General features: G+C 68.8%; 11 protein-coding genes and 1 tRNA gene. 5 read left to right on the forward strand and 7 right to left on the reverse strand.

Translation table 11 applies throughout. The features are described 5' to 3' along the window. Position 1: 1 nt before the first annotated feature. Complete coding sequence (locus JT689_RS04615) at positions 2 to 634, reverse strand: SDR family oxidoreductase (RefSeq protein ID WP_205251643.1); 633 nt, start codon at positions 632 to 634, stop codon at positions 2 to 4. Between the two features lie 136 nt (positions 635 to 770). Between JT689_RS04615 and JT689_RS04620 the strand changes: the two genes are divergently transcribed. From JT689_RS04620 to JT689_RS04635, 4 genes are all read left to right on the forward strand, one after another. Continuing rightward, the gene (locus tag JT689_RS04620; protein WP_012289230.1) at positions 771 to 1,781 is read left to right on the forward strand and encodes an NADP-dependent oxidoreductase; all 1,011 of its coding nucleotides are present in this window, start codon (positions 771 to 773) and stop codon (positions 1,779 to 1,781) included. A gap of 193 nt (positions 1,782 to 1,974) precedes the next feature. Continuing rightward, positions 1,975 to 3,615, forward strand: a complete 1,641-nt coding sequence (locus tag JT689_RS04625) for a glycosyl hydrolase family 18 protein (RefSeq protein WP_205251644.1) — start codon at positions 1,975 to 1,977, stop codon at positions 3,613 to 3,615. A gap of 92 nt (positions 3,616 to 3,707) precedes the next feature. After that, positions 3,708 to 5,426 (forward strand): glycosyl hydrolase family 18 protein, encoded by a 1,719-nt coding sequence (locus JT689_RS04630; protein ID WP_010902571.1) that lies wholly within the window; start codon positions 3,708 to 3,710, stop codon positions 5,424 to 5,426. Further along, positions 5,423 to 7,108, forward strand: a complete 1,686-nt coding sequence (locus tag JT689_RS04635; protein ID WP_205251645.1) for a PKD domain-containing protein — start codon at positions 5,423 to 5,425, stop codon at positions 7,106 to 7,108. The genes JT689_RS04630 and JT689_RS04635 overlap by 4 nt, the downstream gene beginning before the upstream one ends. 129 nt (positions 7,109 to 7,237) lie before the next feature. Here JT689_RS04635 and JT689_RS04640 read toward each other — a convergent pair. The 6 genes from JT689_RS04640 to mobB all read right to left on the reverse strand — a co-directional run bounded on the left by JT689_RS04640 (position 7,238) and on the right by mobB (position 13,087). Continuing rightward, positions 7,238 to 7,308: transfer RNA gene (locus JT689_RS04640), tRNA-Gly, on the reverse strand. Positions 7,309 to 7,361: 53 nt separating this feature from the next. Beyond that, complete coding sequence (locus tag JT689_RS04645) at positions 7,362 to 8,015, reverse strand: class I SAM-dependent methyltransferase (RefSeq protein ID WP_010902573.1); 654 nt, start codon at positions 8,013 to 8,015, stop codon at positions 7,362 to 7,364. Next, complete coding sequence (locus tag JT689_RS04650) at positions 8,012 to 10,147, reverse strand: type II secretion system F family protein (protein ID WP_229373409.1); 2,136 nt, start codon at positions 10,145 to 10,147, stop codon at positions 8,012 to 8,014. The genes JT689_RS04645 and JT689_RS04650 overlap by 4 nt, the downstream gene beginning before the upstream one ends. After that, positions 10,144 to 11,796, reverse strand: a complete 1,653-nt coding sequence (locus JT689_RS04655) for a type II/IV secretion system ATPase subunit (protein ID WP_012289232.1) — start codon at positions 11,794 to 11,796, stop codon at positions 10,144 to 10,146. Before JT689_RS04655 ends, JT689_RS04650 begins: the two co-directional genes overlap by 4 nt. Before the next feature lie 63 nt (positions 11,797 to 11,859). After that, positions 11,860 to 12,561, reverse strand: a complete 702-nt coding sequence (locus tag JT689_RS04660) for a molybdenum cofactor guanylyltransferase (RefSeq protein WP_010902576.1) — start codon at positions 12,559 to 12,561, stop codon at positions 11,860 to 11,862. 79 nt (positions 12,562 to 12,640) lie between these two features. Further along, positions 12,641 to 13,087, reverse strand: coding sequence for a molybdopterin-guanine dinucleotide biosynthesis protein B (gene mobB / locus JT689_RS04665; RefSeq protein ID WP_205251646.1), 447 nt, complete (start codon positions 13,085 to 13,087; stop codon positions 12,641 to 12,643). 145 nt (positions 13,088 to 13,232) lie between these two features. On the opposite strand from mobB, the gene dmsR reads away from it, so the two are divergent. Beyond that, entirely contained in the window at positions 13,233 to 13,907 is a 675-nt protein-coding gene (gene dmsR, locus JT689_RS04670) for a dimethyl sulfoxide reductase transcriptional activator DmsR (protein WP_010902578.1), read from the forward strand. Positions 13,908 to 13,977: the final 70 nt, after the last annotated feature.

The raw sequence follows: 13,977 nt of genomic DNA on the forward strand, positions 1-13,977 counted from the left end.
CTCAATCGCCCACGGACGCAACCGCCTCCGCGACGGGGGTGTCGCCGGCCAGCACTTCGAACGTCGTGTCGCGGGCCGCCGGCGCGGTGAGCGCCGCCGCCAGCGTCTGCGCCACGTCGGCACAGGGGATCGAGCCGGCCGCCGGGTCCAGTGTGTCCGCGACCGTCACACGCCCGGTGCCCGCGTCGGTGGTCAGGCTGCCCGGGCGCACGATCGTGTGCGGTATGGGGCTCTCCCGGAGGCGGGCGTCGGCGTCGGCTTTCGCCGCCAGGTACGATCGGAGGTCGTCCGGGCCCCGGGACGGGTCGTCGGCTCCCATCGAGCTGAGCATCACGAAGCGGTCGACGGCGGCGTCTTCGGCCGCCGACAGCAGCCGAATCGCGCCGTCCCGGTCGACCGCGTCGAGCGCCTCCCCGCGGGACCCGGCCGCAAACACCACGCCGTCGCAGCCCGCGACCGCGTCCGCCACGTCGTCGGTCAGATCCGCGACGACGGGGGTGGCACCCAGCCCGTCGATGGTGTCGGTCTGTGCGGGGTCCCGAATCATTCCGCGGACGTGGTGGCCGTCGTCAGCGAGTCGTTCCGTGAGGTGTTGGCCGACACGTCCGTGCGCGCCAGCAACGAGTACGTCCATACGGATGCATGACCGTGCTGCGGTGAATACCTACGGGTGCCTGCCAGGCGTGCCTGTTCTCGGTGCGCGCTCGTGCACACCGGAAGGCGCTGCTGGAAGCGTAACTACCCTCCCCCTGGGGGTTGTTGATGATTGTATGCGAGACACTTCCCGCGAGTGGGTGTTCGCCGAGCGACCCGAAGGCGAACCCGACATGGACAGCTTCGAACTCCGCGAGCGCGACGTTCCCGAGCCCCGCCACGGCGAACTGCTGGTGCGCGTTCGGTATCTCTCCGTCGACCCGTACATGCGCGGTCGGATGCGGGACTCCGATTCGTATGCGGACCCGTGGACGGTCGGCGAACCCCTCAGCGGCGGCGTCGTTGGGGAAGTCGTGGAAAGCGAGAGCGACGCCTACGAGGCCGGCGACCTGGTGTCCGGCAACGGCACCTGGGCGGACTACAGCCTGCTCGACGCCGCCAACGTCGCGCCGGTCGACCCGTCGGTCGCGGATCTGCCGGCGTACCTCGGCGTGCTCGGGATGCCCGGCCGCACCGCCTACTTCGGCCTGCTTGAGGTCGGCGCCCCGAAGCCCGGGGACACGGTGGTCGTCTCCGGCGCGGCGGGCGCAGTCGGCTCCGTGGTCGGCCAGATCGCGAAGCACAACGGCTGCCGCGTGGTCGGGTTCGCCGGCTCCGAGGAGAAAGTCGACTGGCTCACTGAGGACCTCGGCTTCGACGCCGGGATCAACTACAAGCAGGTCGACGACTACAGCGCCGCCCTCGATGACGCCGCCCCCGACGGGGTCGACGTCTACTTCGACAACGTCGGCGGCCCGATCAGCGACGCGGTGTTCACGAAGCTGAACGTCGACGCGCGCGTCGCCGTCTGTGGGCAGATCGCACACTACAACAACGAGGACGTGCCGACGGGACCGCGGAAGCTCCCCCAGCTCATCGCGCCCCGCGCGAAAGTCCAGGGGCTGCTCGTTGGGGACTTCGCCACCCGGTTCGGCGAAGCCAGCGAACAGCTCGGGCAGTGGGTCGCGGCCGGCGACATCGAGCACCGCGAGACGGTCGTCTCCGGGCTCGAAAACGCGCCGGACGCGTTCCTCGGGCTGTTCTCCGGGGACAACATCGGCAAGCAGGTCGTCGGCGTCTCGGAGTAACACCAGCCGTCCGCCGGTCGGCATCGACGGCCCTCGTTGGGTCAAGCCGGTCGTTATACCCAACGTCCGAACGTATTATTTATTATAGGTCACTGTGTGGCAAAAACTGATTAGGGCGGACCCCGCGTAGCGATGACACACGGCCACGCAGCACAGGACCCGCCCCTGCGGGCGTGGCCGACACGCCTCACACATGCCCCACGATAGACGCAGCTACCTCCGCACGTCATCAGCAGTCATCGCATCGCTGCTCGCGGCGAGCACACCAACATCGGCCGCCGACACCCCACCCGAATGGGACCCCGACACCGTCTACACTGACGGCGACCAGGCGACCTTCGACGGCTACGTCTGGGAAGCCAAATGGTGGACGAAAGGCGACAAACCCGGTGCCGACGAGTGGGGGCCGTGGAACCAGCTTCGCCCCGTCGACGACAGCCCCACCGATCCCGGCGGGCCGACCGCGTCGTTCACCACCAGCGAATCAGTGATCGAGCCCGAAACCACCGTGACCGTCGACGCCAGCAACACCGTCGGCGACGTCGACAGCTACGAGTGGGCGTTCGGCGACGGCACCACCGCGTCCGGCGTCACGGCCTCCCACACCTACGACGCCGCCGGCGAGTACACCATCGAGCTCACTGTCACCACCGGCGACGGCACCACCGACACGACATCGGCGACGCTGCTGGTCGCCGACGGCGGTGCGCCCGCTGACGGGCGCGTCGTCGGCTACTACATGCAGTGGGCACAGTGGGACCGCGACTACTTCCCGGGCGACATCCCCCTGGATAAGGTCACACACGTCAACTACGCGTTCCTCACCGTCCGCGAGGACGGGGCCGTGGACTACATCCAGGAGAACGCCGCGATGCGCGTGCTCGAACCGAAATCCTGGCACGACCACACTGGCTTCGACGACCTCGTCGACGACCCCGACACGGCGTTCCTGTTCTCCATCGGCGGCTGGAACGATTCGACGTACTTCTCGAACGCCGCCCAGTCGCAGGCCAGCCGCGAGCGGTTCGCGGACACCGCCATCGAGATCATGCGCACCCACAACTTCGACGGCCTGGACATCGACTGGGAGTACCCCGGCGGCGGCGGGAACTCCGGCAACGTCGTTCGCGACGGCGACAAACAGCGGTACACGGAACTCCTCCAGACCGTCCGCGAGAAGCTCGACGTCGCCGAGGACGAGGACGGCAAGCGCTACCAGCTAACAACCGCGCTGTCCGCCGACCCGGAGAAGAACACCGGGCTGGACCACGCGGCCAACGCCGAGGCGCTTGACTTCCTGAACGTCATGACCTACGACTACCACGGCGCGTTCAACGACTACACCAACCACCAAGCACCGCTGTACGGCACCGAAGCCGATCCGTCGCCGAACGCCGACGAGTTCTACGTGGACGCGTCGATGTCCTTCTGGCTGGATACGGCCTTCGACCCCGCCCAGCTGTCGCTTGGCCTGCCGTTCTACGGGCGCAGCTTCGGGAACGTCGCCAGCAGCGACAACAACGGCCTCTACCAGCCCTTCGACGGCACGCCGGACGGAACGTGGGGACAGGACAACGGCATCAAGGAGTACTGGGACATCACCCAGAACCTCGCCCCGAGCAGCGACTACGAGACGTTCTGGGACGACACCGCGAAGGTGCCGTGGTTGTACTCGCCGTCGAAGAACGTGCTCGTGAGCTACGACAGCCCCCGGTCGGTCGAGGCCAAAACCGCCTACGCCGCCCAGCACGACATCGGCGGGATGATGTTCTGGACGTTCTCCGGCGACAAAAACGAAGTCCTCCTGGACACCGTCCGGGACGCCTGGCAGTAGCGATACGATGCATCGCCCCCCGAACACGGACGCGCTGGCGGCGACCCACCGCCGTGGTGGCCGCCACCGGCTCCGCGCGCACCCCCCAATGCATGCCCCACGATAGACGCAGCTACCTCCGCACGTCATCGGCAGTCATCGCATCGCTGCTCGCGGCGAGCACACCAACATCGGCGGCCGACACCCCGCCCGAGTGGGATCCCGACACCGTCTATACGGACGGCGATAAGGCGACCTTCGACGGCTACGTCTGGGAAGCCAAATGGTGGACGAAAGGCGACAAACCCGGTGCCGACGAGTGGGGGCCGTGGACCCAACGCCGCCCCGTCGACGGGTCGCCGGGCGGCCCCACGGCCGCGTTCACGGTCACCGATACCACGGTGGAGCCGGGCACCGCCGTGACCGTCGACGCCGGCGACACCACCGGGAGCGTCGACAGCTACGAGTGGGCGTTCGGCGACGGCACCACTGCAGCCGGCGTCACGGCCTCCCACACCTACGACGCCGCCGGCGAGTACACCATCGAGCTCACCGTCACCACCGGCGACGGCACCACAGACACGGCGACACAGCAGATCACCGCCACCACGTCGCCCGGCGACGACGAGTTCAAAGTCGTCGGCTACTACCCCAGCTGGAAGGGGACCGACGACTACGACTTTTACCCGGCCGACGTGCCCTTCGACCAGGTCACCGACGTGCTGTACGCCTTCCTGGACGTGCAGCCCGACGGCACCGTGGTGCTCCCCGACAGCGACGTGGACCACGAGTCGCTGCTGGCGTCGTTCGCCAGCCTCAAGCAGGACCGGGCCGCCGACACCAGGCTGAAGCTCTCGATCGGCGGCTGGGGGTTGTCCCCGGGCTTCGAGGACGCCGCCGCCGACCAGGCCAGCAGGGAGCGCTTCGCCACCACCGCCGTCGACCTCATGCGCACCTACGACTTCGACGGCATCGACGTCGACTGGGAACACCCGGGGCCGCGCCGCGGGAAATGCGAGTGCGGCAGCGCCCAGGGACCCGCGAACCACGTCGCGCTCCTGGAGACCGTTCGGGACCGGCTCAACGACGCCGAGGTCGAGGACGGCCGCACGTACGACCTCTCGGTCGCCAACGGCGGGTCGGACTGGAACGCCGCGCTGATCAACCACCGCGAGGTCGCCGCCGTGGTCGACGACATCTACATGATGGCGTACGACTTCACGGGCGTCTGGCACGGCACCGCCGGGCTGAACGCGCCGATCTACGGGACGCCCCCGGACTACCCGCCGTCCGGGGACGCCCAACAGTACACCCTGGAAACGACACTCACGATCTGGAAGGAGCAAGGCTACTGGGTGGACTGGATGGAGTGGGAGGACCACGGTGACCCCGTCGACGATCCCGGCACGCTCGTGTTGGGGATGCCGTTCTACGGCCGCGGCTGCAACGTTGAGAACGGCATCTGGGACACGTTCTCGCTGTCGGAGTGGCAGCAAGGCGACCCCAAGTACCAGAACGACGTGATCCCGCCGGGCACGTGGAACGACCTCCGCGGCCCCGACGACGCCAACACGGGGGCGTTCGACTACGGCGACCTCGCCGCGAACTACGAGGGCGCCGACGCCTGGACCAAACAGCGCAACGAGCAGGGCGGGGTTCCCTACCTCTGGAACGACAGCGAGGGCGTGTTCATCAGCTACGACGACCCGACTTCGATCGCTGCGAAGGTCGAGTTGGCGGTCGCCGAAGACCTCGGCGGCGTGATGATCTGGGAGCTCTCGCAGGACTACGACGGCACGCTACTCGAAACGATCAATCAACACACACCATGAACCGACGCACCTACATCCAGCGCGGCGCGCTCACGGTCGGCGCGCTGCTGGGCGCGAGCGCATCGGCAACGGCGGCATCGGACAGCCCACCCGCGTGGGATCCCGACACGGCGTACACCGAGGGCGACGAGGTCACCTTCGACGGCTACGTCTGGGCGGCCAAGTGGTGGACGAAAGGCGACGAACCGGGCAGCGACGAGTGGGGGCCGTGGAACCAGCTTCGCCCCGTCGACGACGGCGATGGTGACGGCTCCCTCGCGGCCGCCATCACGGTGCGTCCGTCGTCACCGTCGGTCGGCGAGTCGGTCACACTCGACGCCTCGGCGTCGACCGGCGACATCGACGGCTACGAGTGGACGCTTCTCGACCAGGACGACGTCACCGGCCCCACGCCGACGGTCACGTTCGCTGCGGCCGGCTCGGTGACGGTGTCGCTCACGGTCACCGGTGCGGACGGCGACACCGCGTCCGCCGACACCACGATCACGGTCACCGACGGCGAAGACGCCGCGCTCACCGCGGACACGACGCTCGCGGAGTTCCTGCCGTCCTACCAGGAGCGCCACATTCCGGACGTGTTCCTGGATTTCATGCCCGGCGAGAACGGCGCTGGCGGCGGCGTCGCCAGCGTCGAGCGCGCCACGGTGAACTGGACGGACGCCGAGAAGGCCGCGGCGTTCAACGTGGACTTGGACGCCATCCGGAACACCGTCCGGGACGGCTCGCTGCCGTTCGGCGCGCTCGGCAGCCAGGCCCTCGACTGGGCGCAGTCGTTCCGCAGCGCGGACACCGAGGTCCCGGATCACGCCATCGCACAACTGCTGCCGCGGCTCATGCTGTTGCCCGACGAGACGGAGCCACCCACCTTCCAGGGCAGCGGCCGGGCCGCCGCCTGGGACGAAACCGGCGGCCCGGTCGCGGCGACAAACGACCCCGGCGTGTTCTGTCAGACCCAGTGGCCGACGGACGCCCGCGGCGAGGCGGACGCCGAAGTCGAAGAACGCGACCGCGTCTACCTGCAGGCCAAAACCGATCCGGCGTGGAGCGACGACTTCACGTATCTCGACAACTACGACAGCGCGCTCCTCGACACGCTCCAGAACAACACCCACCCGGTGACCGGCGATCCCCTCGGCGGCGACGGGTTCACCGCCACCGCGCCCATGGAGCTGTCCACGGAGATCCACGGCGACAGCTGGTTCTGGTACCAGGTGTTGCTGTTCAAGAACACCAGCCCCGTGCCGTACCACCTCGACGGCGCGGTCGTCTGGTGGCTCGGCCCCTCGAACTTCGGGAAGACGATGTCCGCGGGCGCGTACAACAACGAGCAGCGCCCCCGGCCGGGATACGGCCACCCCCAGCGCGACATCATCGAGATCACGCTGCCCGACAAGCGAGTGCCCGACGCCTACTCGGACGTCGCGTCGTCGCTGTCGGCGTACGCCGTCCGGCTGGCGTACCACGACTCCCCGTACAACATGCGCACCGCCTACCCCAACCAGTACTGGTCGCTTGAGGTCAGCGTCGGTGAACCGCTGGCGGACAAATTCGACACGGCAGCGAAACGCCAGCGCGCCGTCGACATGATCGCCGCCACCGCCCACGTCGAGTTGGAGACCGACATGGACCGCAACGACGACGTTGTGGACGCCATCGAGCTGTACAACCGCGTCGGCAACTGACGACCGCGAGGGATGCGCCGACCGGGATTTGAACCGATGCGAGGCGTTCCTGCTCGCAGCGCTGCGCGGGCTGCGACTCGCAGGGTACAGACTCCCCGGCGCGTTTCGTCGCACTCCGTTCGACAGAAATGCGCCGACCGGGATTTGAACCCGGGCCATGAGCTTGGAAGGCTCAGGTCCTACCACTAGACTACCGGCGCGCACCCACTGCTTTCCAGCCGTCGTTTATGGGTGTTTCCCTTCGCCGCCAGCGTCACGCCGGCGCAACGACCGCGTAACAGTTGCCACTGGAGACGGTTGAGGACACCACACGGAGGTCGCTGGCCGCGAGGTCGGCGTCGAACTCGTCGGGGTCGTAGACGTGGTAGAACCGCGGCACCGTCTCACCGCCGGGGAGCGTCCAGTCCACGGTCGTGTCGAAGCCGGTGGTGGCGTCGAAGCGGTCGTGGGCGGTGCTCCAGGCGGACACCAACGCGGTGCCCTCGGGGGCCAGCACGCGCGCGAGTTCGGTGAGGCTGGCCACGCGAGCGTCCCGGTCTCGGAGGTGGTGTAGCGTCGCAACGTACACCGCGATGTCCACCGTGCCCGACGCAACGGGAACGCAGGCGGCGTCGCCGGCGACCAGTGTCGCGTCGAAGTCGTTGGCCGCCGCGCGGTCGCGGGCCTCCGAGAGCAGCCCCGTGCTGGCGTCCACGCAGACCACGTCGGCGGCCTGCGCGGCGAGCAACTCGGCGTGGCGTCCGTTCCCGCAGCCGAGGTCGAGCGCCACCGCCGGCGCCGCACACTCCTCGTCCAGGAACGACTCGACCTCCGGCCACGGGTATTCGCGGGTCTTCGCGAAGTGGCTGGCGATCCGGTTGTACGTCCGCTGTACGTCGCGGTCGGCGGCGTGTGGTGTGTCTGTCATCCCAGGAGTAGAAACGTCGTGTACGCAACCACCAGCATCACGGTGGCGTGTTTCGCGCCCGCTTTCACCGATCCGGCCCCCATCTGGCCGGCCACGAGCCCCGAGCAGACCGCCTGCACCAGGCTGGTGTGGAAAAACACCGTGCTGTAGGCGGCCTTCTTGGCGGCCGTGAGCTGGCCGGCCGACTGCGAGAACGCACCGCTATCGACGGCGCTGCTCGCGCCACTCCCGGCCTGCGTCGCCGCGCCGGTGGGGATGTTCGGAATGAAGATGGTGTCGAGGGCGACGATGATCGCGATGAACACGAAAAACGACACGTAGATCACGACGACGTACGTGAGCAGTTCGTTGCGGCGGTCCCGCTCCAAGCGCCGGCTGGCGGTGGCTTCGTTGGCGGCGATCCTGAGCACCGGCCCGAGGTTGCCGCTGGCGGCCATCGCGTTCGTCGTCAGCGCCACGACCCGCGAGACGGCCGGCGTGTTCACGCGGTCCCGGAACCGCGTGAGCGCGTGCTCGATGCGGGCCCCCCACTGGATGTCCGCCCACGTGCGTTCGAGTTCCTGCGTGAGCGCGCCCAGATCCCCATCAACGGTGCGCCCGAAGCTCTCGACGGCGGCCATCCCCGCCTCGTTCGTGGACGCGAACCGGTCCAGGAAGTCCGGCACCTCCGCTTCGATCGCTTTCCGCCGTCGCCGTGCCGTCTCGTATGCCACGGCGAACGTCCCGACGACGAACACGGTCGCATGCACGAGCGCGTCGTCGTACGCGGCCGGCGCGAACACGCCCGTACTCAGTGGTGCCCACCACTGGCTGCCGAGGTACACAGCCGCGATCGGACAGCTCACCCAGAACAGCAGCGTCGGCGTCTCCAGGACGACCGTGAGGGGGTTCCGGAGGCGGTACAACACCGGTCGCAGGCGCTCGGAGATCGCGAACCGAGCGCGGTTCTCCGGCGACGATCCGAGCGGTGCCACGGCCGCGTCAGCGCCGCCGTCGGGACACAGCGCCGCCGACGGCGACGGGATCGACTGGAACCGGGACTGCTCGCCGCCCACGGACTGCTCGTCGCCGGGACCGCCCACCGTCGCGTCCGTGATCGAGTCCAGGTAGACCGCGAACCCGAACGTCGCGCCGGGCACCAGCACGAACGCGGTCAGCCGAAGGAACCCGAGCGTTCCGCCGAGCGTGAGCCCGATCACCACCAGAATCGTGATCAAGAACAGCGGCCCGGCGACCAGCACCGTCACGTACGCCTCCGCCAGCGTCGCCAGCAACTCGAGGAACTGCGACTGGGTGGCCTCGGCCTCCTCGGCGTAATACTCGTACTCCTGTTTGAGGAACGCCGGCAGGTCGCTGCCGGACTGGAGGATGCTCCCGAGGTTCTCGGTGAACTCCGCGAGGTCGTCGCTCGGCGTGCGGGACCCCACCCGTTCGAGGGCCGTGATGATGTCCTCGCCGTAGTTGTCGATGTCCGTGACCGCGACCGCCATCTCCTCGGCCGCCGCCCCGTACACGGGCTGGTTGCGCGCCAGGATCCGCAACACCTCGGCCAGCGGCATGCCGCTGCGCGACAGCGCGTACATGAACGCCACGGTGCGCTCCATCGACGCGTCGATCCGGCGCGCGCGCTCGCCGGCCGCATACCGCGGCCGCAGCCAGCGTGCCGTGTACGTCCCGTAGGCCGCGACGACGCCGACCGTTGCGCCCGACAGGACGAACGCACCGAACAGCACGCCCGGCGAGAACGCGGCGACGCTATCGACGAACAGGCCGCGCACGGGCCCCGGGAACTGGCTGCGGACCCCGGCGGAGGCTCCGCCCAGGAACACGAGCACGCCGGCAACGAGATACACGCCCAGGATGCTGGCAGTGAGCGCGGCGAGCGTCGCGAACAGGTACGTGCGGGCGGCGTACGTCCGGTACGTCTGGGCGACGTGGGCCCCCTGGAGCGCCGCGACCTGCTCGGGGTTGGCGCGCTCGCGGTCTCGGGCCAGCCCACCGAACGCCGCACGCCCCACCCGGGAGAGCACGCGATCGACGCGGTTCGCGCCGGTGATGGCGGCCGCGCCGACCACGCAGTCGACTGCCAGCACCGCGGCCAGCGGCAGCAGCCACACGGCCACCGTGATCACTCCACGACCCCCGGCGCGGCGGCCGCGACGTCCGAATCGAGCGCGTCGGTGACGCGGGCGACCACGCGCTCGGGCTGCGCGTAGTACTCGTTGATCAGGGCCGTGAACCGGCGGTAGTCGGTCACGTCCTGCTCGACGAGATACTGGAGGACGCGCTTGCGGTTCCTGAGCTCCCGGAGCAGGTCGCTTCGCGACCACCCGCGCTCGTCCTGGATCTCGTCGAGGACGTTCGAGTCGCGCTGCTCGAAGTCGTCGCGCGTGGGGTCCCATTCGAACGCCGTGGAGTAGTCGAGGTCGCCGGTGCGCTGGTCGATCCCCTCGATCTCCGCGATCACGCTGCTGCGGCGAACGCGCTCGTCACCGACGTGCGTGAGCGTCTGCACGCACAGGATATCCAGGCTCTGGATCATCGCCCGCGGGACGTTGATGGGGTCGTTTTCGAGGCGGTTGATGACCGTCTGCACGCTGTCGGCGTGCATCGTCGAATACGTCGTGTGGCCCGTGTTCATCGCCTGGAACAGCGTCATCGCTTCCTCGCCGCGCACCTCGCCGACGATGATGTACTCGGGGCGGTGGCGGAGCGCCGACCGCAGCAGATCGTACATCGTGATGGTGTCTCCGCCGCCGCCGTCCGCCCCCCGGGTCACCGACGACAGCCAGTTGTCGTGGTACAGCGCAAGCTCGCGGGTGTCCTCGATGGTGAGGATCTTCGCCCGCGGCGGCACGAACATCGACACGGCGTTCATCGACGTGGTCTTCCCCGAGGCGGTACCGCCCGCGAAAAGCAGGCTCTTGTTGGATTCGATGGCCAGCCAGAGGTACGCCATCTGGTCGAGGCTGAACGTGTCGTAGTCGACCAGGGTTGCGGGCGTGAACGGCTCCTCGCTGTACTTCCGGATGGTGAACGCCGACCCCCTCGGGGTGACCTCCTCGCCGAGCGCGAGCTCCGCGCGCGATCCGTCCGGCAGGGTGGTTTCGGTGACCGGATCGCCGATGGAGATGTGGCGGCCGGACTGCTGGGCGAGGCGCACGACGAAGCTGTCCAACTCCTGTTGCTCGTAGGTGATGTTGGTCTCGATGTCCGTGTAGTCGGTGTGGTAGACGAACAGCGGCAGCCCGTAGCCGTCGCACGACACGTCCTCGATGTGGGGGTCCTGCATCACGGGGTCGAGCTTCTCGAACCCCTCGAAGGTGCGGTGTAAGTAGTAAAACAGCCGGTGGAACGCGTTCGGCGTCACGTCGATGCTGTACTCCGAGAGGAGGCGCTGCATCTGCGCGATCAGGACCGCCTCGCGGTCGTCGGGATCGGTGGTGGCATCGTAGATGAGCGCGTCCCGGATGTCGTCGTAGAGCTGGTCCAACACCGTCTGCTCGAAGTCATCCAGGTGTGGCTCCACGACGTGATAGTAGTGGGTGTCGGATTCGGCGTCGAACCCGATGAACACGAACGCGTAGGGGGCGTTGACCCAGTACCGGTCGACCTCCTCGTAGTCCGCCACCCCGTCAAACTCGACCAGCGGGCCGTGGGCCTGTGGGTCGTACGGTGGAACGTCGACGGCGGTTCCGCGCAACACCTCGACGATCCGGCTCGCGCGCCGCTGTAGCGCATCAAACCCGCCATCCAGGCCCGCGAAGAGATCCCCAGCCATCGCTCCTACTGGAGCGTTCAGTCGTGTGACCATAAAAAGCTGTCCGGCGCTGTGGCACGCATCTCAGTCACCCGCGTTCGAAACACCGGTCTCACCGGGGTCGTGCGCGCGATCGACGGCGCGTGGGGCGCGGTGGCGCTCCCGGGCCGCAGCCAGTTCGGCCGGCGTATCCACGTCCATGAAGCTGTGGCGCGCCGTCCGGTGGCGTGTCTGCGCCGCCGGAACCTGCGTGACCGGCAGGCGAGCGACCACGCCACTCAGGCTCCGGTTCCCGGCCGCCGCCGCGGCGTCGACAGCCACCCGCGTGGGGGCCGCGGCCAGCACGCTGTGCGTGACTTGTAAGTGTCCATCAACGACGGGCACTGCACCGGCGCAGCCCGCGTCGGCGCGCCGGTCACACAGCCACGCGAAAAACGCGGGGTCGATGAACGGCATGTCACACGCCGTGACCGCCACGACCGGCTCCCCAACCGCGTTCAGCGCCGTCGAAAGTCCCGCCGCCGGACCCTGCCCGGGATCCGGATCGACCGCGAAGGCCACGTCGGTGTCCGTGGTCGTGACCGCCGTCCGGAACGCCGCGCGCTGGTCGCGCCGGCAGTTCACCACCACACTGTCGACCACCGTCCCGAGGCGCGCAACGACGTGCCAGAGCAGTGGGCGGCCCCCGAGCGTGGCCAACGCCTTCTCGCGATCCCCGAAGCGGGTGGAGCGACCCCCAGCGAGAACGATCCCCGCCCGCCCCCCGGCCGCGCTGCCCATCACCATGAGTGTCGGTCCACACTGGTCGCTGAAAACCGTCCCGCCGAATCCCACGCCCTTGGAGCGCGCCCGCCGCCGGCCGACGCTACTGCTCGTGGGGCTCGTAGGCCGCCGCCGGATCCGTGATCGCGGCCACAGCCGCGTCCAGGTCCAGCGCGTCGGCGCTCGCCGCGGTCACGGCCACTGGCGCGGCCGCGTCCCGGCCGCCGAGCACGACCTTCGGGAGGGCGCTGTCGCTGAACCCCTCCACCAGGGCGTAGTCGTGTGTGGGCGCGAAACTCCCGAGGACAGCCGAGAGGTCGCGGCTGTCACCGGTTCCGAACCACGAGCCGTCGTCGGTGAGCCCGATCGTCCGGGACGCGCCGCCGGCCCGATGGCGCGCCGTGTCCTTTCCCTCGGTGTCGATGTCGGGCTCGTGGGTGAGGTGTTTGACCGTGGCGACGGGTCCCCGGGCGGCGAGTCGCTCGGCCAGGCGCGCCACAACGGTCGTCTTCCCCGAATCCGACGGTCCCACGACGGCGAGTACCTGCATACGGGACCGGTCCGGCCCAGCGCCCAAGAACGCTGCGCTGTTCGCGCCGGTGGGTCTGTGCGCGCCGAGTTGCCGGCCGCGGCGTCGTTCCAGCCCTGTAGGAACAGCCGCGCGGTACTTTACCGGCCACCCGCAAACACGCGGTATGTCAGAGCGCACAGCCAGCCAGCCGAACACCGACAGATCACGGCGCCGTCTGCGCGTCGTGCTCGACGTGGCGCTCTCCGATGCGGCCGCATGCCCCCTCGAAGAGATCGACGGCGAGGTCACTGCCGTCCGCCACCAGTACACTGGCGACGACTGCCACGCCGATGTCACTGTCGCGCCGGCGTGCCCCGACGACGACCGATCCGACGTGATGCACGTCGCAACCCAGACCACCGACAGCTGCCTGTGTTGCGTGTTCAGCGACCACGGTTGCGTCCCCCAGATCACGGCCGTCGCCGCCGACACCATCACCGTCGAAACGTATCTCGCCGACCGCACGACGCTCACGGACCTCGTGGCGGATCTCAAGGCGGTCGCGAACACCGTCTCGCTGACCCATCTGACGCGGCTCGCCGCCGACGACCAGTCGGGCGACTCACACACGCATGTGACCCTCGATCTCTTCAAGCTCACCGACAAACAGCGCGAGGCCGCGGCGGCGGCGGTCGCCAAAGGCTACTACGCCACGCCGCGGGGTGCCGACCTGTCGGATCTCGCGACGGCGCTTGGCATCTCCAAGTCGGCGGTTTCACAGCGACTGAGCGCCGTCGAGTCCAAGCTCGCCACGAGTGCGTTCACCGAAGCCCAACAGTCAGCCGGCTCCGCGCCGTGACGCCGCCCCGACTGCCACAGATAAAGGCCGCAATTATTTAGCACCACCACCATGCCCGCCGGAACGCTAC

Origin of the sequence: Halobacterium sp. GSL-19 (assembly GCF_016917855.1) — an archaeon.
Lineage (GTDB): Archaea > Halobacteriota > Halobacteria > Halobacteriales > Halobacteriaceae > Halobacterium > Halobacterium salinarum.